This is a genomic window from Pseudomonas sp. BF-R-24 (assembly GCF_019947335.1).
Taxonomy (GTDB): domain Bacteria; phylum Pseudomonadota; class Gammaproteobacteria; order Pseudomonadales; family Pseudomonadaceae; genus Aquipseudomonas; species Aquipseudomonas jessenii.
This window is the reverse complement of the sequence record NZ_JAGYGG010000005.1, coordinates 52,063-73,528: the sequence shown is the minus strand read 5'-3', so window position 1 is coordinate 73,528 and position 21,466 is coordinate 52,063. Positions and strand designations below refer to the sequence as shown.

Annotated in this window: 20 protein-coding genes and 1 pseudogene; 18 read left to right on the top strand and 3 right to left on the bottom strand. The window is 58.3% G+C overall.

All coding sequences use genetic code 11. The features are described from left to right. Positions 1-44 precede the first annotated feature (44 nt). The 6 genes from hslU to KGA98_RS05720 all read left to right on the top strand — a co-directional run bounded on the left by hslU (position 45) and on the right by KGA98_RS05720 (position 7,326). Positions 45-1,382, top strand: coding sequence for an HslU--HslV peptidase ATPase subunit (gene hslU / locus KGA98_RS05745; RefSeq protein WP_057712360.1), 1,338 nt, complete (start codon positions 45-47; stop codon positions 1,380-1,382). A gap of 143 nt (positions 1,383-1,525) precedes the next feature. After that, entirely contained in the window at positions 1,526-1,897 is a 372-nt protein-coding gene (locus KGA98_RS05740; protein WP_223501798.1) for a gamma-butyrobetaine hydroxylase-like domain-containing protein, read from the top strand. 259 nt (positions 1,898-2,156) lie between these two features. After that, positions 2,157-3,836: a class II poly(R)-hydroxyalkanoic acid synthase gene (phaC, locus tag KGA98_RS05735; RefSeq protein WP_223501796.1), complete on the top strand. Its 1,680-nt coding sequence runs from the start codon at positions 2,157-2,159 to the stop codon at positions 3,834-3,836. Positions 3,837-3,993: 157 nt separating this feature from the next. Further along, positions 3,994-4,848, top strand: coding sequence for a poly(3-hydroxyalkanoate) depolymerase (gene phaZ, locus KGA98_RS05730; protein ID WP_057712363.1), 855 nt, complete (start codon positions 3,994-3,996; stop codon positions 4,846-4,848). 115 nt (positions 4,849-4,963) lie between these two features. Further along, positions 4,964-6,646: a class II poly(R)-hydroxyalkanoic acid synthase gene (gene phaC / locus KGA98_RS05725; RefSeq protein WP_223501792.1), complete on the top strand. Its 1,683-nt coding sequence runs from the start codon at positions 4,964-4,966 to the stop codon at positions 6,644-6,646. Between the two features lie 59 nt (positions 6,647-6,705). Next, positions 6,706-7,326, top strand: a complete 621-nt coding sequence (locus KGA98_RS05720; RefSeq protein ID WP_057712365.1) for a TetR/AcrR family transcriptional regulator — start codon at positions 6,706-6,708, stop codon at positions 7,324-7,326. Between the two features lie 166 nt (positions 7,327-7,492). On the opposite strand, the gene KGA98_RS05715 is transcribed toward KGA98_RS05720, so the two are convergent. The 3 genes from KGA98_RS05715 to KGA98_RS05705 all read right to left on the bottom strand — a co-directional run bounded on the left by KGA98_RS05715 (position 7,493) and on the right by KGA98_RS05705 (position 9,281). Then, on the bottom strand, positions 7,493-8,329 hold the full coding sequence (locus KGA98_RS05715; RefSeq protein ID WP_223501785.1) for a phasin family protein: 837 nt from the start codon (positions 8,327-8,329) through the stop codon (positions 7,493-7,495). Positions 8,330-8,339: 10 nt separating this feature from the next. Beyond that, the gene (locus tag KGA98_RS05710) at positions 8,340-8,762 is read right to left on the bottom strand and encodes a phasin family protein (protein WP_057712367.1); all 423 of its coding nucleotides are present in this window, start codon (positions 8,760-8,762) and stop codon (positions 8,340-8,342) included. Positions 8,763-9,005: 243 nt separating this feature from the next. Then, positions 9,006-9,281 (bottom strand): polyhydroxyalkanoic acid system family protein, encoded by a 276-nt coding sequence (locus KGA98_RS05705; protein WP_150811973.1) that lies wholly within the window; start codon positions 9,279-9,281, stop codon positions 9,006-9,008. Between the two features lie 155 nt (positions 9,282-9,436). On the opposite strand from KGA98_RS05705, the gene ubiE reads away from it, so the two are divergent. The 12 genes and pseudogenes from ubiE (at position 9,437) to KGA98_RS05650 (ending at position 21,437) form a co-directional block, all read left to right on the top strand. Further along, a complete protein-coding gene (ubiE, locus tag KGA98_RS05700; RefSeq protein ID WP_007975568.1) occupies positions 9,437-10,207 on the top strand; it encodes a bifunctional demethylmenaquinone methyltransferase/2-methoxy-6-polyprenyl-1,4-benzoquinol methylase UbiE in 771 nt (256 codons plus the stop codon). Continuing rightward, positions 10,207-10,830 carry an SCP2 domain-containing protein gene (locus tag KGA98_RS05695; protein WP_223501783.1) on the top strand — a complete coding sequence of 208 codons (624 nt, stop codon included), beginning with the start codon at positions 10,207-10,209 and terminating at the stop codon, positions 10,828-10,830. Before ubiE ends, KGA98_RS05695 begins: the two co-directional genes overlap by 1 nt. Further along, complete coding sequence (gene ubiB, locus KGA98_RS05690) at positions 10,827-12,431, top strand: ubiquinone biosynthesis regulatory protein kinase UbiB (protein WP_223501781.1); 1,605 nt, start codon at positions 10,827-10,829, stop codon at positions 12,429-12,431. The genes KGA98_RS05695 and ubiB overlap by 4 nt, the downstream gene beginning before the upstream one ends. Before the next feature lie 81 nt (positions 12,432-12,512). Then, complete coding sequence (gene hisI, locus KGA98_RS05685) at positions 12,513-12,914, top strand: phosphoribosyl-AMP cyclohydrolase (protein WP_007989281.1); 402 nt, start codon at positions 12,513-12,515, stop codon at positions 12,912-12,914. Next, the gene (locus KGA98_RS05680) at positions 12,907-13,239 is read left to right on the top strand and encodes a phosphoribosyl-ATP diphosphatase (protein WP_007975564.1); all 333 of its coding nucleotides are present in this window, start codon (positions 12,907-12,909) and stop codon (positions 13,237-13,239) included. The genes hisI and KGA98_RS05680 overlap by 8 nt, the downstream gene beginning before the upstream one ends. Before the next feature lie 25 nt (positions 13,240-13,264). After that, positions 13,265-13,546, top strand: coding sequence for a twin-arginine translocase TatA/TatE family subunit (locus tag KGA98_RS05675; protein WP_223501776.1), 282 nt, complete (start codon positions 13,265-13,267; stop codon positions 13,544-13,546). A 10-nt stretch (positions 13,547-13,556) separates the two neighbouring features. Then, entirely contained in the window at positions 13,557-14,000 is a 444-nt protein-coding gene (gene tatB / locus KGA98_RS05670) for a Sec-independent protein translocase protein TatB (RefSeq protein ID WP_150811974.1), read from the top strand. Continuing rightward, positions 13,997-14,791: a twin-arginine translocase subunit TatC gene (gene tatC / locus KGA98_RS05665; RefSeq protein WP_057712372.1), complete on the top strand. Its 795-nt coding sequence runs from the start codon at positions 13,997-13,999 to the stop codon at positions 14,789-14,791. The genes tatB and tatC overlap by 4 nt, the downstream gene beginning before the upstream one ends. After that, a complete protein-coding gene (locus KGA98_RS05660) occupies positions 14,788-15,495 on the top strand; it encodes a 16S rRNA (uracil(1498)-N(3))-methyltransferase (protein ID WP_223501774.1) in 708 nt (235 codons plus the stop codon). Before tatC ends, KGA98_RS05660 begins: the two co-directional genes overlap by 4 nt. A 204-nt stretch (positions 15,496-15,699) precedes the next feature. Beyond that, a pseudogene (locus KGA98_RS28625) lies at positions 15,700-16,761 on the top strand (methyl-accepting chemotaxis protein); the annotation flags it as partial. Then, the gene (locus KGA98_RS28620; RefSeq protein ID WP_371918580.1) at positions 16,744-17,616 is read left to right on the top strand and encodes a methyl-accepting chemotaxis protein; all 873 of its coding nucleotides are present in this window, start codon (positions 16,744-16,746) and stop codon (positions 17,614-17,616) included. The pseudogene KGA98_RS28625 and the gene KGA98_RS28620, both read left to right, overlap by 18 nt. Before the next feature lie 215 nt (positions 17,617-17,831). Beyond that, the gene (locus KGA98_RS05650; protein WP_223501765.1) at positions 17,832-21,437 is read left to right on the top strand and encodes a fibronectin type III domain-containing protein; all 3,606 of its coding nucleotides are present in this window, start codon (positions 17,832-17,834) and stop codon (positions 21,435-21,437) included. Positions 21,438-21,466: the final 29 nt, after the last annotated feature.

Sequence of the window (21,466 nt, the reverse complement as noted above, 5' to 3'; positions counted from 1 at the left end):
CCATCGCACCACGGCTCATTCTTGCTTGAGGTCCACCGAATATTATGTCCATGACTCCCCGTGAAATCGTCCACGAACTCAACCGCCACATCATCGGCCAGGACGATGCCAAGCGCGCCGTCGCCATTGCCCTGCGCAACCGCTGGCGCCGCATGCAACTGCCTGAAGAGCTGCGCGTTGAAGTAACGCCAAAGAACATCCTGATGATTGGCCCGACCGGTGTCGGTAAAACCGAGATTGCCCGTCGCCTGGCCAAACTGGCCAATGCACCGTTCATCAAGGTCGAAGCGACCAAGTTCACTGAAGTCGGCTATGTCGGCCGCGACGTCGAATCGATCATTCGTGACCTGGCCGATGCGGCGATCAAGCTGCTGCGCGAACAGGAAATCGTCAAGGTTCGCCACCGCGCCGAAGACGCCGCCGAAGAGCGCATCCTCGATGCACTGCTGCCACCGGCGCGCATGGGCTTCAGCAGCGACGACGCCCCGACTGCCGACTCCAACACCCGCCAACTGTTCCGCAAGCGCCTGCGCGAAGGTCAGCTGGATGACAAGGAGATCGAAATCGAGGTCGCCGAAATGGCCGGCGTCGATATCTCCGCGCCACCGGGCATGGAAGAAATGACCAACCAGTTGCAAAGCCTGTTTGCCAACATGGGCAAGGGCAAGAAGAAAGCCCGCAAGCTCAAGGTCAAGGAAGCGCTCAAGCTGGTGCGCGACGAAGAAGCCGGTCGCCTGGTCAACGATGAAGAGTTGAAGGCCAAGGCCCTGGAAGCGGTCGAACAGCACGGCATCGTGTTCATCGACGAAATCGACAAGGTCGCCAAGCGTGGCAATTCTGGTGGCGTCGATGTGTCCCGCGAAGGCGTGCAGCGCGACCTGCTGCCGCTGATCGAAGGCTGCACCGTCAACACCAAGCTGGGCATGGTCAAGACCGACCACATCCTGTTCATTGCTTCGGGTGCGTTCCACCTGAGCAAGCCGAGCGACCTGGTGCCCGAGCTGCAAGGCCGCCTGCCGATCCGTGTCGAACTCAAGGCCCTGACCCCTGAGGATTTCGAACGCATCCTCAGCGAGCCTCACGCCTCGCTCACCGAGCAATACTGCGCTCTGCTGAAAACCGAAGGCCTGGGCATCGAGTTCCAGCCGAGCGGCATCAAGCGCATCGCGGAGATCGCCTGGCAGGTCAACGAGAAAACCGAAAACATCGGTGCCCGTCGCCTGCACACCCTGCTCGAGCGCCTGCTCGAAGAGGTGTCGTTCAGCGCCGGCGACCTGGCCAGCGCCCATGACGACAAGGTGATCCAGATCGACGCCGACTACGTCAACAGCCACCTGGGTGAATTGGCACAGAACGAAGACCTGTCCCGTTATATCCTGTAAGCCATACTTACAGCGATAGAGATCCTGTGGGAGCGAGCTTGCTCGCGATGAGGCCATCTCATTCGACATAGATGTTGAATCTGATACCGCTATCGCGAGCAAGCTCGCTCCCACAAGGTTCTGCACAAGACGGACATCTGGCCATGATCCCCACCGACATCAAGCTGCACAAAGCCTCGAAAACCCTGACGCTCAAATACGCGTCCGGCGAGGAGTACACCCTGCCCGCCGAGTTCTTGCGCGTGCACTCTCCTTCCGCCGAGGTCCAGGGCCACGGCAAACCCATCCTGCAATTTGGCAAGATCAACGTAGGACTGACCAAGGTAGAACCCGCCGGTCAGTACGCACTGAAATTGACCTTCGATGACGGCCACGACAGCGGCTTGTTCACCTGGGAATATCTGTACGAGCTGGGGCGACGTTATGACGCACTCTGGGAAGATTATCTGGCCGAGCTAAAAGCCGCCGGAAAAACCCGCGATCCGAACGAATCCGTCGTCAAGCTGATGCTCTAATCCGAGCCTCTTGCTCTTTAGAGGGCATTTTCTAATTTCATCTGTTTGAATGCTCCGCTCCAGGGCCGCCGATTGGCCTGCTTGCGAAAAAAATTAAACTCGGGTAACCAATGGAACTGGCAAGTTCCCTGCAGTGCTCTCTGCATTAAAAAAGCAGCGATGCAGTATTAACGGTCACCCCGAGCAGCAGTACCTGGCATTGGCTGTGTGACTACACAGCAGGACCCGGTACTCGTCTCAGGACAATGGAGCGTCGTAGATGAGTAACAAGAATAACGATGACTTGAAGAGTCAAGCCTCGGAAAACACCTTGGGGCTGAATCCTGTCGTTGGACTGCGTGGAAAGGATCTACTGGCTTCTGCTCGAATGGTGCTCAGGCAGGCCATCAAGCAACCGATTCACAGCGCCAGGCATGTCGCTCATTTCGGCCTGGAACTCAAGAACGTGCTGCTCGGCAAATCCGAGCTGCTACCGACCAGCGATGACCGTCGTTTCGCGGATCCGGCCTGGAGCCAGAACCCGCTCTACAAACGTTATCTGCAAACCTACCTGGCGTGGCGCAAGGAACTCCACGACTGGATCGACGACAGCAACCTGCCGGCCAAGGACGTCAGCCGCGGGCACTTCGTGATCAACCTCATGACCGAGGCCTTCGCCCCGACCAACACGGCGGCCAACCCGGCGGCGGTCAAGCGCTTCTTCGAAACCGGTGGCAAGAGCCTGCTCGACGGCCTCTCGCACCTGGCCAAGGACCTGGTGCATAACGGCGGCATGCCGAGCCAGGTCAACATGGGTGCATTCGAGGTCGGCAAGACCCTTGGCGTGACCGAGGGCGCGGTGGTCTTTCGCAACGACGTGCTGGAGCTGATCCAGTACAAGCCGATCACCGAGCAGGTGCATGAACGCCCACTGCTGGTGGTACCGCCGCAGATCAACAAGTTCTACGTTTTCGACCTGAGCCCGGAAAAGAGCCTGGCGCGGTTCTGCCTGCGCAACAACATGCAGACCTTCATCGTCAGCTGGCGCAACCCGACCAAGGAGCAGCGCGAGTGGGGCCTGTCGACCTACATCGAAGCGCTCAAGGAAGCGGTTGATGTGGTCACCGCCATCACCGGCAGCAAAGACGTGAACATGCTCGGAGCCTGCTCCGGCGGCATCACCTGCACCGCGCTGCTGGGCCACTACGCGGCAATCGGCGAGAACAAGGTCAACGCCCTGACCCTGCTGGTCAGCGTGCTCGACACCACCCTGGACAGCGACGTGGCCCTGTTCGTCGACGAGCAAACCCTGGAAGCCGCCAAGCGCCAGTCGTACCAGGCCGGTGTACTCGAAGGCCGCGACATGGCGAAAGTCTTCGCCTGGATGCGCCCCAACGACCTGATCTGGAACTACTGGGTCAACAACTACCTGTTGGGCAACGAACCTCCGGTATTCGACATTCTGTTCTGGAACAACGACACCACCCGGTTGCCCGCCGCGTTCCATGGCGACCTGATCGAGATGTTCAAAAGTAACCCGTTGACCCGTGCCGATGCACTGGAAGTGTGCGGTACGCCGATCGATCTGAAGAAGGTCACCGCCGACATCTTCTCGCTGGCCGGCACCAGCGACCACATTACCCCGTGGCGCTCCTGCTACAAGTCGGCGCAACTGTTCGGCGGCAACGTTGAATTCGTGCTGTCCAGCAGCGGACACATCCAGAGCATTCTGAACCCGCCGGGCAATCCGAAATCGCGCTACATGACCAGCACTGAAATGCCCGTCAATGCCGATGACTGGCAGGAAGAGTCGACCAAGCACGCCGACTCCTGGTGGCTGCACTGGCAGGCGTGGCAGGCACAGCGTTCGGGCAACCTGAAAAAAGCTCCGCTGAAATTGGGCAACAAGGCCTATCCCGCGGGTGAAGCCGCGCCAGGCACCTATGTGCATGAGCGGTAACTGACACACCTCGACTTCCCTGTGGGAGCGAGCTTGCTCGCGATGACGGTGGCAGGTTTGGCATATGCGCTGACTGACACTCCGCTATCGCGAGCAAGCTCGCTCCCACAAAGGGATCGAGGAAGAATTTGAGAAAGCGACCCACAGGGCCAGAAGCATGCCGCAACCCTTCATATTCCGTACCGTCGATCTGGATGGCCAGACGCTCCGCACGGCGGTACGCCCCGGCAAGCCTCACTTGACGCCCCTGCTGATTTTCAACGGCATCGGCGCCAACCTGGAGCTGGTGTTCCCGTTCATCGCGGCACTGGACCCGGACCTGGAAGTCATCGCCTTCGACGTACCCGGCGTCGGCGGTTCATCGACACCAAACCGGCCGTATCGTTTTCCGAGCCTTGCGAAGCTCACAGCGCGGATGCTCGACTATCTCGACTACGGGCAGGTCAACGTCATCGGCGTGTCCTGGGGGGGCGCCCTGGCTCAACAGTTCGCCTACGACTATCCGGAGCGCTGCAAGAAACTCGTGCTGGCGGCAACGGCGGCGGGTGCAGTGATGGTACCGGGCAAGCCGAAAGTGCTGTGGATGATGGCCAGCCCGCGACGCTACATCCAACCGTCCCACGTGATCCGCATTGCGCCGATGATCTACGGCGGCGCTTTCCGTCGCGACCCGACGCTGGCCGCGAGCCATGCGGCCAAGGTGCGTTCAGCGGGCAAGCTCGGATACTACTGGCAGCTGTTCGCCGGCCTCGGCTGGACCAGCATCCACTGGTTGCACAAGATTCGTCAGCCGACCCTGGTACTGGCCGGCGACGATGACCCGCTGATCCCGTTGGTCAACATGCGCTTGCTGGCCTGGCGGATCCCCAACGCCCAGTTGCACATCATCGATGACGGGCATTTGTTCCTGATTACCCGGGCCGAAGCGGTGGCCCCGATCATCATGAAATTCCTGGAAGAGGAGCGCCAGCGCGCGGTGATGCATCCGCGTCCGGCGCCATTGGGCAGCTAAACCGCTGCATCAGCGGTCGGCAGGACGCCACGCCGCGCAACAACCCGTTACAGCGTCTATGGTGTTCTGGTTCGGTGTGTTTGTTTTTAGCCTGAAGACGAAGGAGTGTTGACTCATGCGCGAGAAACCAGCGAGGGAATCCTTACCGACTCCCGCCGCGTTCATCAATGCACAGAGTGCGATTACCGGCCTGCGCGGTCGGGATCTGTTATCGACCCTGCGTAGTGTGGCCGCCCATGGCTTGCGCAATCCGGTGCACAGTGCCCGACATGCCCTCAAACTCGGCGGCCAGCTTGGTCGTGTGCTGCTGGGCGAAACCCTGCACCCGACCAACCCGCAGGACGCTCGCTTCACCGATCCGGCATGGAGCCTCAACCCGTTTTATCGGCGCAGCCTGCAGGCCTATCTTAGCTGGCAGAAGCAGGTCAAGAGCTGGATCGACGAGAGCGACATGAGCCCGGACGACCGCGCCCGTGCCCACTTTGCGTTCACCTTGCTCAACGACGCCGTATCACCCTCCAACACCCTGCTCAATCCACTGGCGGTCAAGGAGCTCTTCAATTCCGGCGGTAACAGCCTGGTGCGTGGCATCAGCCATTTGGTGGACGATCTGCTGCACAACGACGGCCTGCCCCGGCAAGTCACCAAGCAAGCATTCGAGGTTGGCAAGACGGTCGCCACCTCCACCGGAGCCGTGGTGTTTCGCAACGAACTGCTGGAGTTGATCCAGTACAAACCGATGAGCGAAAAGCAGTATTCCAAGCCCCTGCTGGTGGTGCCGCCGCAAATCAACAAGTACTACATTTTCGACCTGAGCCCCCACAACAGCTTCGTCCAGTACGCGCTGAAAAACGGCCTGCAAACCTTCATGATCAGCTGGCGCAATCCGGATGTGCGTCACCGCGAATGGGGGCTCTCGACCTACGTGGAAGCCGTAGAAGAGGCCATGAATGTCTGCCGGGCGATCACCGGCGCACGGGAGGTCAACCTGATGGGCGCTTGCGCCGGCGGTCTGACCATTGCCGCGCTGCAAGGACACCTGCAGGCCAAACGGCAGCTGCGCAGGGTGTCCAGTGCGACTTACCTGGTGAGCCTGCTCGACAGCCAGATGGACAGCCCCGCGACGCTGTTCGCCGACGAACAGACTCTGGAAGCCGCCAAACGCCGCTCCTATCAGAAAGGTGTACTGGACGGCCGCGACATGGCCAAGGTCTTCGCCTGGATGCGCCCCAACGATTTGATCTGGAGCTACTTCGTCAACAACTACCTGTTGGGCAAGGAGCCACCGGCGTTCGACATTCTCTACTGGAACAACGACAACACGCGCCTGCCGGCCGCCCTGCATGGTGACCTGCTGGACTTCTTCAAGCACAACCCGCTGACTCATCCGGGCGGCCTGGAAGTGTGTGGCACGCCGATCGACTTGCAGAAGGTCACCGTCGACAGCTTCAGCGTCGCCGGCATCAACGATCACATCACGCCGTGGGACGCGGTGTATCGCTCGACGCTGTTGCTCGGTGGCGAGCGGCGCTTCGTGCTGTCCAACAGCGGCCATGTGCAGAGCATCCTCAACCCGCCGAGCAACCCGAAAGCCAACTACGTCGAGAACGGCAAATTCAGCAGCGACCCACGGGCCTGGTACTACGACGCCAAGCGTGTCGATGGCAGTTGGTGGACCCAATGGCTTGGCTGGATTCAGGAACGCTCCGGTGCGCAGAAGGAAACCCACATGGCGCTCGGCAACCAGAACTATCCACCGATGGAGGCAGCACCCGGTACTTACGTGCGCGTGCGCTGACGTTCAACGAGCCACGGCCACTGTCGGCCGTGGCAAGACCCGATCATTAAGAAGACTGGATGAAAACCCGCGACCGGATCCTCGAATGTGCCCTGCAGTTGTTCAATCAGAAGGGCGAACCGAATGTCTCCACCATGGAAGTTGCCAATGAGATGGGCATCAGCCCGGGCAACCTCTACTACCACTTCCACGGCAAGGAGCCTCTGATTCTCGGGCTGTTCGAGCGTTTCCAGGGCGAACTGGCCCCCTTGCTCGATCCACCGGCCGATGCCGAACTGGCACCCGAAGAATACTGGCTGTTCCTGCACCTGATCGTCGAACGCCTGTCCCACTACCGGTTCCTGTTCCAGGATCTGTCGAACCTCGCCGGGCGCCTGCCGAAACTGGCCAAGGGCATTCGCAACCTGCTCAATGCACTCAAGCGCACACTGGCGTCGCTGCTGGCACGATTGAAGGCGCAAGGGCTGCTGGTCAGCGATACCCAGGCACTGGGGCAACTGGTGGAGCAGATCACCATGACGCTGCTTTTTTCACTGGACTATCAGCGGATTCTTGATCGTCAGGGCGAAGTGCGATTGGTGGTTTACCAGATCATGATGCTGGTGGCGCCGCACCTGCTGCCATCGATGAAGGCCGCGACCGAACAGATGGCGATGGAGTACCTGGAAGACCACGAATAACCCTGGCCACAACGCCCCCCCTGTAGGAGCGAGCTTGCTCGCGAAAAAGGTACAGCCGACGCTACACAGCGCCTGCAATACCATCGCGAGCAAGCTCGCTCCTACAACTCACACAAACAAAAACGCCCGACCTTCACAGGCCGAGCGTTTTCTTGAGCCCTGAAAATCAGGACTGACTGGTTGGCGTCGATGGAACTGGCGCGACAGTCGGGGTGACCGCAGGGGTCGGTGCGGTAGCGGAGTTCGAAGCGCTGACCGGAGCTGCCGGCGTTGCTGTTTTGGCAGCTGCCACTGCTGGTTTTGGCGCGGCGGCCTTTGGAGCTGCCGGCTTTTTCACCGCTGGTTTTTTCGCCGCAGCAGGTTTGGCCGCTGCAGTTTTCGCTGCAGGCTTGGCGGCCGGTTTAGCCGCTGGTTTGGCGGCGGCTTTTGCAGCCACCGGCTTGGCTGCAGGTTTGGCTGCGGCCGGTTTGGCGGCTGCAGTTTTAGCCGCAGGCTTGGCAGCAGGTTTAGCCGCTGCTTTTGCCAGTGGCTTGGCTGCGGTTTTGGCAGCAGGCTTGGCTGCCGCGGTTTTCGCCGCAACAGGCGCAACCTTGGCACCGGTCAGTTTTTCGATTTGCTTGGTCAGGGTTTCGACCTTGCTGTGCAGTGCCTTGACCTCGTTGCGGCTCGGTACGCCCAGACGCGAAATGGCGCTGTTCAGACGCTTGTCGAAAGCACCTTCCAGCTCATCCCACTTGCCCAGTGCGCGATCTTTCACGCCGCTGATGCGCGACTTGGCCGAAGAAGCGGAGTCCTTGGCGGCGTCGACAGTCTTGCCAACAGCGCTCTTGGTGAGCTTCTCGGCTTTCTCGCCGTCCTTAACCAATGCATCGAAGAGTTTGCTGCCGTCAGTGTCGATCTTCGAGTACACGCCTAAACCAGCCAGCCAGATTTTTCGGGAGTAATCTTCAACCTTCCCGATCCACGAGCTGCCTTCTTTTTCGGTTTTCTTTTTAACAGCCATCCCGTTCTCCTTAAGATTTACGCGCGACACGTTCGAGCAATGCCGTCAGCTCATCGAGCTTAGCAGAGAGTGTCTCAACGTCATGTTTAGACGGAATACCGATACGATTCAAGGTACTTGCGACACGCGTGTCGAACGCCTTCTCGACCTTGTCGAGTTGAACCTCGACCTTGCCTTTGAAAGTGCTGACTTCACTCTTGGCTTCATCGATCTCGGCATTGGCCGCTTCAAGCTTCTCAGCGACTACCTTTTTGCCTTTCTTTTCAACAACCTGACCAGCCTTGATCAGCTCTTGAAAGTACTCGCTGCCCTCTTGGCCGACCTTGGCGTAGGCACCCAGGCCTGCCAGCCAGATCTTGCGGGCATAGGATTTGACGTCGCCCAGCGTGCCGGTCGACGGGTCGATTTTTTTCTTCAAAATAACTTTGGCCATGGTGCACCTCACGCGCAGAAGGTTTGAGGAACTGCCCGGGTAAGTGTCGGGCTCTGGCACAAAGTAGGGAGAAAAATTAGAAACGGCACCCTAACAACTGACATAAACAGCAGAGGCACCACAAAACAAATGTGGGAGCGGGCTTGCTCGCGAAGGCAGTGTGTCAGTCGACATAAATGCTCAATGACATACCGCTGTCGCGAGCAAGCCCGCTCCCACAGGGGATGTGATTTCATTCGGAAATCAGGCCAGGGCCTTGTCGAGCGCCTTTTCGATTTCCGCTTTGATCATGCCGCTCATGGCCGACATCATCAGGCCCAGCTCCACGTCGACCTTGATCGAATCTTCACTGACATGCACCGCACCCTTCACACCCGAGCGCTTGAGGTTGAGGGTGTCGCCGGACCACTGCGGCTCCAGGCCATACTGATCGGAAAGTTTCTGCGCCAGCTTGTCGGCCTTCTCGCGAGCCGCTTCCTTACCCAGGCCATGGGCACGTTCAACACTAATACGGGCCATCAAATGACTCCTGCTTTATGGATGCTTTCCCGAGGCATCTTGACCTCTGCTGCGTCAAAACGTCCCGATGGTTGCCCATCTTACCTTCAGCCTTGCCAAGACAAAGCATGCCTTGGGGATTAGAATGTCGCGCATTCTCTTTTGGTGACAGCGATATGACTGATCAGCGCAAAGGCAGCGATGCCGAACCCACCACTCACTTCGGCTTCAAAAACGTTCCGGAAAGCCAGAAAGCGGAAAAAGTCGCTGAGGTTTTCCACTCGGTAGCCGCCAAGTACGACCTGATGAACGACCTTCTGTCGGGCGGCATGCACCGTCTGTGGAAGCGTTTCGCGATCGAGCTGTCGGGCGTTCGTGCCGGTAACCGCGTGCTCGACATCGCCGGCGGCACTGGCGACCTGACCAGAAAATTCTCGCACCTGGTAGGCCCTACCGGCCAGGTCGTGTTGGCCGACATCAACGAATCCATGCTCAAGGTCGGTCGTGACCGCCTCCTGGACCTCGGTGTGGCCGGCAACGTCGAATTCGTCCAGGCCGACGCGGAAAAACTGCCGTTCCCGGACAACCATTTCGACTGCGTGACCATCGCCTTCGGCCTGCGCAACGTGACCCACAAGGAAGATGCCCTGCGCTCGATGCTGCGCGTGCTCAAGCCGGGCGGCCGCTTGTTGGTACTGGAGTTCTCCAAGCCGACCAACGCACTGATGTCCAAGGCCTACGATGCTTACTCGTTCGCCTTCATGCCGCTGATGGGCAAGCTGATCACCAACGACTCGGAAAGCTATCGCTACCTGGCCGAATCGATCCGCATGCACCCGAACCAGGAAACCCTGAAGTCGATGATGGTCGAGGCCGGTTTCGACCGCGTGACCTATCACAACATGACCGCAGGCATCGTTGCCCTGCACCGCGGCATCAAGCCCTGATGCTGCTCGCCGGCCTGCTCGCCAGCGTTGAACTCGGCCTGAACCGGGTGCTGCGTCTCGACAGCACGGCGCTGCCGCGGCTGGCGCATTTGACCGGCAAAGTGATTGCCGTCGATTGCCGCAGCCCGGTGCTGCAACTGTTCATCCTGCCTAGCGACGAAGGCCTGATGCTCGCCTCCCAGTGGGAAACCGGCGCCGACTGCACCTTGCGCGCACCGGCCTCGAGCCTGTTGAAACTGGCGATGAACAAGGACAAGACCTCGGTCCTGCACGCCCCTGAAGTCGAACTCGACGGCGACAGCGGCGTGCTGCTGGAACTGGCGGCGATCCTCCAGGACCTGGAGCTGGATTGGGAGTACGAACTCTCGCGCTGGCTGGGACCTGTGGCCACGCAACTGGTCGGCGGTCACCTGCGCAGCCGCGCCCGCTGGTATCAGCAAGGGTTCGCCAGCCTCAACCAGAACCTGGGCGAATACCTGGCCGAAGAATCGCGCACCCTCGTCGGCCAGCGCGAAGCCGAAGCCCGATTCAGTGAACTGGACCAGATCAAGCTTGATCTTGAACGTCTCGAGGCGCGTTTCGAGCGCCTTTCCCGATCCCTCGACCCAAGCGATAACGCATGAAGCTGCTTGCCGTCCGCCGTCTGTTGCGCATCCAGCGCGTCGTGATCCGCTACCGCCTCGATGACCTGCTGTTCGCCCTGCCGCTGCCCTGGTTCTTGCGGGCGCTGCGTTACGCCTTGCCGTGGCGCTGGTTTCCGCGCAAGACCCTGGACCTGAGCCGTGGCGCGCGTTTGCGCCTGGCGTTGCAGGACCTGGGGCCGATCTTCATCAAGTTCGGGCAGATCCTGTCCACTCGCCGCGACCTGTTGCCCGAGGACATCGCCGACGAACTGATGAAGCTGCAGGACCGCGTACCGCCATTCGACTCGCAAGTGTCGGTCAAGCTGATCGAAGAACAGCTGGGCAAGAAAATCAGCGAAGTCTTCAGCCGTTTCGACGTCGAACCGCTGGCCTCGGCCTCGGTGGCGCAGGTGCACGCCGCGCAACTGAAAACCGGTGAAGAAGTGGTGGTCAAGGTGATCCGCCCGGGCCTCAAACCGGTGATTGCCCAGGACCTGGCGTGGCTGTTCATCCTCGCCCGCGCCGCCGAAAAACTCTCGGCCGATGCGCGCCTGCTGCACCCGGTGGACGTGGTCAGCGATTATGAAAAAACCATCTACGACGAACTCGACCTGCTGCGCGAGGCGGCCAACGCCAGCCAATTGAAGCGCAACTTCGACGGCTCGCCGCTGCTGTACGTCCCGCAAGTCTATTGGGACTGGTGCCGGCCGAAAGTGCTGGTGATGGAACGCATCTACGGTATTCAGGTTACCGATCTGGCGACTCTGGCCGACCAGCGCACGGACATGAAAATGCTCGCCGAGCGTGGCGTGGAGATTTTCTTCACCCAGGTGTTCCGCGACAGTTTCTTCCACGCCGACATGCACCCCGGCAACATTTTCGTCAGCACCGTGAATCCGTGGAGCCCGCAGTACATTGCGATCGACTGCGGCATCGTCGGCAGCCTGACCCCGGAAGACCAGGATTACCTGGCGCGCAACCTGTTCGCCTTCTTCAAGCGCGATTACCGTCGCGTGGCGCAGTTGCACATCGATTCGGGCTGGGTGCCGGCGGAAACCAAGCTCAACGAATTCGAAGCGGCGATCCGTACCGTGTGCGAGCCGATCTTCGAAAAACCGTTAAAAGATATTTCCTTCGGTCAGGTGCTGATGCGCCTGTTCCAGACTGCGCGCCGCTTCAACATGGAAGTGCAGCCACAGTTGGTCCTGCTGCAAAAAACCCTGTTGAACATCGAAGGCCTGGGCCGCCAGCTGTACCCGGACCTCGATCTGTGGAACACCGCTCAGCCATTCCTCGAACGCTGGATGCGCGAGCGGGTCAGCCCCAAAGCCCTGCTCGGCAACGTGCACAGCCAGTTCGAACAGATCCCGCACCTGGCCAACATGGCCCGCGACCTGCTCGAACGCATGTCCCAACCCCACGCCTACGACCCGCCGCCACTGTGGCATCGACGCCGTGACGACTGGTTCCTGCGCCTGCTCGGTACGGCCCATCTGGCCGGTGGCGCCGTCCTTGCCGCTGGCGGACCGCTGAACCAGTTGGCCTATTGGCCGGCGGGAATCATGATGGCGGTCGGTTTGTATCTGGTCGTGCGCCGATAGCCAGTTGTGTGAACGACTGGCACACTGTTTGAACGCCTGAGCTCGGCTATTGAAGTGTCGAGCCCGCTGTCGGAGTCGAAGATGAAAAACTGGCTGGACGAGATCAAGTGGGACGCTGACGGCCTGGTGCCGGCCATTGCCCAGGATCACAAGACCGGGCGCGTCCTGATGATGGCCTGGATGAACCGCGAAGCACTGGAACTGACCGCTGCCGAGAACCGTGCCATTTACTGGTCACGTTCCCGTGGCAAGCTGTGGCGCAAGGGCGAAGAGTCCGGCCACGTGCAAACCCTGCACGAGATGCGCCTGGACTGCGACGCCGACGTCATCATCCTGATGGTCGAGCAGATCGGCGACATCGCCTGTCATACCGGCCGCCAGAGCTGCTTCTACCGCGTCTATGAGAACGGCGACTGGACAACCGTCGACCCGGTCCTGAAAGATCCGCACGCCATCTATTCCGCAGGGCACAAACATGAGTGACACTCTCACCCGCCTCGCCGAGGTACTGGAGGAGCGCAAAGGCGCCGCCGCCGACAGCTCGTATGTCGCCAGCCTGTACCACAAGGGCTTGAACAAGATTCTGGAAAAAGTCGGCGAAGAGTCGGTCGAAACCATCATCGCCGCCAAGGACGCCGCCGTCAGCGGCGACTGCAGCGATGTGATCTACGAAACCGCCGACCTGTGGTTCCACAGCATGGTCATGCTCGCCCAATTGGGGCAGCATCCACAGGCTGTACTCGATGAACTGGACCGTCGTTTCGGTCTCTCCGGACACGCCGAGAAAGCCTCGCGCCCGTCCGCCTGAATAACTATTAGAGAGGAACAGCAGCATGGGCATTTTTGACTGGAAACACTGGGTCGTCATCCTGGTTGTCGTGGTACTGGTGTTCGGCACCAAGAAACTGAAAAACCTCGGCACTGACGTCGGCGAGTCGATCAAGGGCTTCCGCAAAGCCATGAACGACGATGAAAAACCGGCCGACCCGAACGCGACCCCGGCCCAACCGGTTCCTCCGGTTCCTCCGGTTCAGCCACAGGCATCCGTGAACCAGCCGCACACCATCGACGTGCAGGCACAGAAAGTCGAAGAGCCGATCCGCAAAGACGTGTGAGCACTGACTAATGTTTGGTATCAGCTTCTCTGAACTGCTGCTCGTCGGCCTCGTCGCCCTGCTGGTGCTGGGTCCCGAGCGCTTGCCGGGCGCTGCGCGCACCGCCGGCCTGTGGGTCGGGCGCCTGAAGCGCAGCTTCAACGCAATCAAACAGGAAGTTGAACGTGAAATCGGTGCCGACGAGATTCGTCGGCAACTGCACAACGAGCACATCCTGTCGCTTGAGCAGGAGGCGCGGAAAATCTTCACGCCGACCCAGCAGGAGCCGACGCCGGTGGAACATGTGGGTACACAGACGATTCTTGCGCCTGCCGCGGCTGTCGACCCGACACCTGCTCCGACGGCGGAACCTGCGCCTGTTGTGGCAGCGATGCCGGTTGAACCCGTTGCTCCAGCCGCCGCGCCGACAACGCCAGCGCCCAATGACACCACTTTGCCGCCGCGAGCCCCATGAGCGATCTCCCTGAAAACGACCAGCACATGCCGCTGGTTTCGCACCTCACCGAGTTGCGTACCCGTCTGCTGCGCTGCGTAGCGGCGATCTTCATCATTTTTGCCGGGCTGTTCGCCTTCACCCAGCAGATCTACACCTTCGTCTCCACGCCACTGCGCGCGTACCTGCCCGCTGGCGCGACAATGATTGCCACTGACGTGTCGTCGCCGTTCCTGACGCCACTGAAGCTGACGATGATGGTCTCGCTGTTCCTGGCCATTCCGGTGATCCTGCACCAGATCTGGGGTTTCATCGCCCCCGGCCTGTACAAGCATGAAAAGCGCATCGCCGTGCCCTTGCTGGTCTCCAGCATCTTTCTGTTCTACGCCGGCATGGCTTTCGCCTATTTCCTGGTGTTCCCGCTGATCTTCAAGTTCTTCGCTGCCGCCACCCCGGCCGGCGTGGAAATGATGACCGACATCACCAGCTACCTCGATTTCGTCATGACGCTGTTCTTCGCCTTTGGCGTAGCGTTCGAGATTCCGGTGGCCGTGGTGCTGCTGGTGTGGATCGGCGTGGTCGATGTCAAATACCTGAAGAAAATCCGTCCGTACGTGATCATCGGCTGCTTCGTGGTCGGCATGATCCTGACACCACCGGACATCTTCTCGCAGACCCTGCTGGCCGTTCCGATGTGGCTGTTGTTCGAGATCGGCATCCTGTTCGGCAGCCTGATCAGCAAGCGCGGCGACCATCCGGAAGACCAACCGGCTGACGATCACAACGACCAGCCGCCAGCGACCCAAGCGTGAACCTGCTGCTCCTCGAAGAGGCCGATTTCATTGCGGCCGACCGCGCGATCCTGCGTGATCGCCGGTTGACCCACATGCAGGAGGTCCACCGCTGCGAAGTCGGTGACACCATGCGCGTCGGGCGAATCGGCGGTTTGATGGGTTCGGCCGAAGTGCTGCGCCTGGACGCCGACGAAGCGGAATTGCGCGTCACCCTCGACCAGCCACCACCGGCCAAGCTGCCATTGACCCTGGTATTGGCCCTGCCACGGCCCAAGATGCTGCGCAGGGTGTTCCAGACCGTGGCGGCCATGGGTGTGCCACGGGTCGTGCTGGTCAACAGCTATCGCGTCGAGAAGAGCTTCTGGCAGACCCCGTTCCTGGAGCCAGAGGCGATTCGCGAGCAGTTAATCCTCGGCCTGGAACAGGCGCGGGACAGTGTGTTGCCGGAAGTCGTGATCGAGAAGCGCTTCAAGCCCTTCGTCGAAGACCGTCTGCCCGCGATCACCGAAGGCACCCTCGGCCTGGTGGGGCATCCGGGCAATTACCCGCCCTGCCCTCGCGCACTCAGCGAACCGGTGACCCTGGCCATCGGCCCCGAGGGTGGCTGGATTCCCTACGAGATCGACCTGCTGGGCAAATCCGGCCTGCAACCGGTGCAACTGGGCGAGCGCATCCTGCGGGTCGAAACCGCCGTGACCGCGTTGCTGGCACGCCTTTTCTAAACCCCGACACAATTTCTGTGGGAGCGGGCTTGCTCGCGAACTCGGTGTATCAGTCGGCATTGAAGTGACTGGCACACCGCATTCGCGAGCAAGCCCGCTCCCACAGGTCATCATTCGCCCGTATATCGGGCAGCGCCTACAGATTCAGGCTCCCCTGCCGATACACCCCCCATAAAACCAAATTGTGGTCCGGGGAGTTTCAGCATGTACCAATGGCTAGCCGAGAATCTGGGAAACGTCAGCGTCAAACGCAAGCTGGGGATCGGCTTCGGTCTGGTGCTGCTGCTGACCCTGCTGATCACCTTCACCGGCTGGAGCGGCCTGAGCGGCGTGACCAGCCGCGGCGATAAACTGGGGTTCATCGCCAGTCTCAACGACCTGACCAAGGACCTGCGCATTGCACGCCAGGATTACGAAATGCGTCGCGGCGAACAAGGTCCCGGCGCCGTCAACGATCTGTTGGGCAAACTCGAAAGCGGCCTGCAGACCGCCCGCGGCCTGATCGAGCAACCGGCCGATACGGCCATGGTCGATCAACAACTGGCCGCTGTCGCCGAATACCGCCGCGCCTTCAACGACATGACCCAGGCCGGCGCCCAGCGTGAAGACGCCCGCAGCAAGCTCGGCGCCACTGCCGACAATGCCGTGGCCCGCGTCGCCGAAGTGGAAAAATCCATGCTGCAAGGCGACAGCGTAGCGGCGTTCAACAGCGTGATCGACCTGAGCAAACTGATCCAGCAGGCGCGCTTCCAGGTTCGCGGCTACACCTACAGCGGTAAGAGCGAAGCCGAACAGCCAGCCCTCGACGCGATCGACAACGCCCTGAAGAACCTCGAGAGCCTGCCGACCAAACTGCCTGAAGAACACATCGCCAACCTGCAACAGGCAACTGACTCGCTGAAGGCCTATCGCACCGCCGTCAGCCAGTTCCGCGACTCCCAGGTGGCCAGCGCCAAGGCCCTGGCACGCATGTCCACCCAAGGCGACATCCTGTTGGACATGAGCCAGAAACTCACCGTCTCGCAAACCGTCGTGCGTGACACCGACGCCGCCCATGCCAAGAACATGCTGACCCTCGCCACCGTGCTGGCCATCGCCTTCGGCCTGCTGGCCGCCTGGGCGATCACCAGGCAGATCATCATTCCATTGAACCAGACCCTGATCGTGGCCCAGCGCGTCGCCAGTGGCGACCTGACGCACAACCTGACATCGCAGCGCCGCGACGAACTCGGCCAGTTGCAGCGGGCCATGCAAAGCATGACCCAAGGGCTGCGTGAACTGATCGGCGGCATCAGCGATGGCGTCACGCAGATCGCCAGCGCCGCTGAAGAGCTGTCTGCCGTCACCGAGCAGACCAGCGCCGGGGTCAACAGTCAGAAGGTCGAAACCGATCAGGTCGCCACCGCCATGAACGAAATGGCCGCCACCGTGCAGGAAGTGGCGCGCAACGCCGAAGAAGCCTCCGAAGCCGCCGTCGCCGCCGACCAGCAGGCCCGGGAGGGCGACAAAGTCGTCGGCGAAGCCATCGCCCAGATCGAACGCCTGGCCGCGGAAGTCGGTCACTCCACCGAGGCCATGGGCGAACTCAAGCGCGAAAGCGACAAGATCGGCAGCGTGCTCGACGTCATCAAGTCCGTGGCCCAGCAAACCAACCTGCTGGCCCTCAACGCCGCCATCGAAGCCGCTCGCGCCGGTGAAGCCGGACGCGGTTTTGCCGTGGTCGCCGACGAAGTCCGCAGCCTGGCCCAGCGCACACAGAAGTCCACCGAAGAGATCGAGGAACTGATCGTAGGCCTGCAAAACGGCACCCAGCAAGTGGCGACCATCATGGACAACAGCCGCACCCTGACCGACAGCAGCGTCGAACTGACCCGCCGCGCCGGTGGCTCACTGGAAAGCATCACCCGCACGGTGTCGGCGATCCAGGCGATGAACCAGCAGATCGCTGCGGCTGCCGAACAGCAAAGCGCCGTGGCGGAGGAGATCAACCGCAGCGTGCTGAATGTGCGGGATGTGTCGGATCAAACGTCGGCGGCGAGTGAGGAGACGGCAGCGTCCAGCGTTGAGCTGGCGCGGTTGGGGACGCATTTGCAGATGCTGGTGGGGCGGTTCAGGGTTTGACGTCATGACAAACTAAAAGAGAATGGCTAGCCGGCGGATTAAAGCCGGCCAGTCTATAGCTGTCTTGACGAGAACCATTGAACTCTAGAAAGCGGATGATCAATCGTTAAAGATGAGCGACACAACCAACCAACGCCACTATCAGTTCTGCTAGTTACGTGAGCTCCAATTAAGGTCCAATCTTGTGTTCCTGACAATTTTTCGGGAGCGCCATCATGAAAGACGATTCAGCGGACACTTCTGTCGACTTACCGTCCTCCTTTTTGGAGTCGGCAGAAACCAACGCCAACTATAGTCGCTGGATGACAGACATCGCATCGGACATTGCGAAACTGAAACTGCATCAGCTCGCTATACCCAGCGCGCATAATTCTGGTACCGATAAATCCGGGATGGCACCCATCGCGCGGGAATGGGCTGCTAACCAAGACAAATCATTCCCGCAGCAACTCGCCGCCGGTGCACGCCATCTTGACCTGCGCTTGGTCGATAGCAGTTACAAAAAGACGATTGGTAACAAATTTCCTACTTATAGATTTATAGAGATCTTCGAGTTTCAACATGGCGGATTTAGTGCCGGACGAAGGCTGGAGCATCTGATCAGAGACGTGAAGAATTTCATTACCGAAAACCCTGGCGAAATAGTAATACTTGACTTCCATAATTATGATAAAGGCAGGAACTACTCTCACAATAGTCTCGAGCGTTGTTTCCCCTACTTCACGCCTATCAAACATCTGTTGATCCCCAAGGCGGCCTATGACTTAAGCATTGGTCAGATACGACAGGATTTTCCTGGTCGTAGCATCATTTTGGCTTTCGATTATGGTTCCCCAAAAAACTGGAAGGCTGAATGGGTGCAAAAGGAACAACTATGGATTCCAATAAATCATCAGTGGAACTCGGATAATCTCAACGAAGACGGGGTCGAAGATCTGGTTATCCGGACAATGAAAGCTCCACCAAGCCAAAAATACTGGGCATTAAGTGCAGCCGTTTACAATTCAGGTGGCCCAGTACACTTGAGCCGCAATCATCCTGTTCGTCAAGAAACGTTCAGATTTGGCCACCAAAACGCAAAAATCGTCATGGTGGATTTCATTGAGAGATTTGATACGCAGACCAGTGTAACAGATCGCTGCATTGCGCTTAACCGACTTCGGGCTGTAGATAATACCCCTCCTAGCGCCCCGAGCGACCTTACAATAAAAAAAATAGATGAAAACGACTACAAGAATACATATGAACTAACATGGACTGCCTCTACCGACAATCTAGGCGTTATTAAGTATGAAATATTCAGAGACGAAACCCTCTACGAGACTACAAGCAACACCTATTACCTAATAAAAGAAACCCCCCACAGAAATCATACATTCAAAATCCGTGCATTCGACACAATGGAAGCACCGTCAGATTTTTCGAAAAACTGCCTATTAACACAAGACGATACTACCCCCTCCATTCCTGGAAATTTTAGATTTACGCATTTTGGTTTTAAAACAGCTGGCTTGATTTGGCAGGCATCATCTGATGCCGCTGGCATTGCTGGATATGAACTACGCTGCAACGAGATATTTGTAGATTTCACAACAAAAACCCAATACGGCTTCAACGATTTATCAGCAGATCAAGCGTGCACATTTGAAGTCCGAGCAAAAGACAACAATGGGCTTTACTCTGAATATACATCGCTCACACTTAATGCACGTCCAACCCTAACCAACCCAAAAATAACAGTAATAGAATACTTGGAATACAGTAGATATTATCGAGCACGCCTGACTTGGGATAAAATAGATACCCCTCAATTTCCAATTTCCTTCCACCATTCATTCAGAGGATACTCTACTGTAACTCCTTACATTGAGGGTGAAAGACCTGGAGTTGATTTCGGAAGCTACAACCCCGATGAAGAATTAATTTTTACCAGCACAATCCGTTTTGAAGGCGGAGGAACAAGCGAACCAGTCATTCATAAATTTACGTTCAACCCTTCACAACCCGATCAGATATCAAATCTGAAGCTAACATCACGAACCCATTCCAATACCGCAATCAGCTGGACACCATCTGCTAGCCAGAATGTCTCAAGCCATGCCATTTCGCTAAACGATGAACCTCCAATATTAGTTTCCGCAACAGCCAGCAACTATGATTTCGGGCAGCTGCCACTAGACGAAAAATTTTCCGTAGATGTTTGGGCTGTGAGCTCTCAAGAAGTTCCTGCAATTTTCGAATCGCTCGTGATCGACGCCATCCCACCCGAAAAACCAGGGCCATTGCAGTTTTCAAACATTACTGAAGGGTCTGCAGAGGTGGAATGGGCGATAGTCACCAGTGCAAATAGTTATCAGATCACCCTTAACAGCGGTGAGCCCTTTACAATTACAACCAACCGTCACACTTTCACTGGCTTGACAGATTCGACTCAATACACCATCGATGTAAGATCCCAAGTCGACGATGGGAGACTCTCCGAGCCCTCTACGGCATCATTCGAGACAAAAGATGCAACCGCTCCCGGCAAACCGGGAATACCGGTTATTACAAACATCTCACAGAATTCGGCAACAATCACCTGGACACCGGCCTCCGACAATGTCGCTGTAGCCGGCTATACAATTACCATCAACAATAAGCCTCCTATTTCAACCACCCACACACAACACACTCTTACCCAATTAGAAGAGGCAAACCAATATGCAGTTGAAATAAAAGCTTTTGATGCCGCTGGAAATCTGTCCGAGCCCACCACCGCCTCATTCACGACCAAGGCAAGACCCACTCCGCCAAGAGAGCTGAGCTACAGGAACTTGACATCCGCTAGCGTGAAATTGTCATGGCTCGCTAGCAGTGACGATGGATGGGTGGTGGGTTACCAGGTTTTTCGTGACGGCACTTCGCTTCGCATGGTCGATAGCACCACTTACGACGTCTATTGGCTGTCTCCAGGCAAAACCTACCTCTTCGAAGTACGAACCAAAGACAACGAAGGGCACTTTTCCGAACCCGCTCGACTGCAAGTCACGACACCGGGCGCATCTCATCCGCTGGGACCAGTTCAAAACCTAATACTGGATACCACTTACGCTCCAACCCTGCTATGGCGTCCACCTGCAACGGGCGCAGCGATCCAGTACATCGTCTGTAAGGATGATCAGCAGTGGAGGGCTATACTGGGATCACCCAACCCTCAATGCCGGATTGAGTTACCTACCGCCGGTGAAAACTATCTCTATGAAGTCCGTGCGCGGAGTATGTCTGACCAATTTTCCGAACCTGTCGCGATTAGAATAGGTTTCGCTCCCCCTCAAACACTGCACTTGAGGGATGTGACAAAAACATCATTCAGGTTGGTGTGGGAAACACCACTTGGTGCTGTGGGGGTAACGGGTTATGAACTTACCCTTGACGATGCGCCGCCGTTTATTGTCGCTGAGACTCAACATACTTTTACTGGTCTGACGCGAGCAGGCAATTACACCGTTACGGTGAAAACGCAAAATGAATCTGGCGAATTATCCGAGCCAACTTCGATCGACTTATACATACAAGTCAATGCACCAAGTGCACCACAGAATTTCCGCTATACCCAACCAGCGGATGAAACAATTCTTGAATGGGTTGCACCAAGTGAGCCTGTGACCAGGTACAGAGTCACGCTGGTTAACCCGCAAGGGAAGGAGTTTAACTACTTACCGAGCGAAACAACCATGAGGGAGCGCTTAGCCTCAGGCACGCGTTACGAAGTGAGAATCGTCGCTAATAATGATGAGGGACCGTCTCGACCGTTAATCTCTGAGTTGACCACAAAGTAATAAGTGGCGACCGAATGCTAATCACCGAA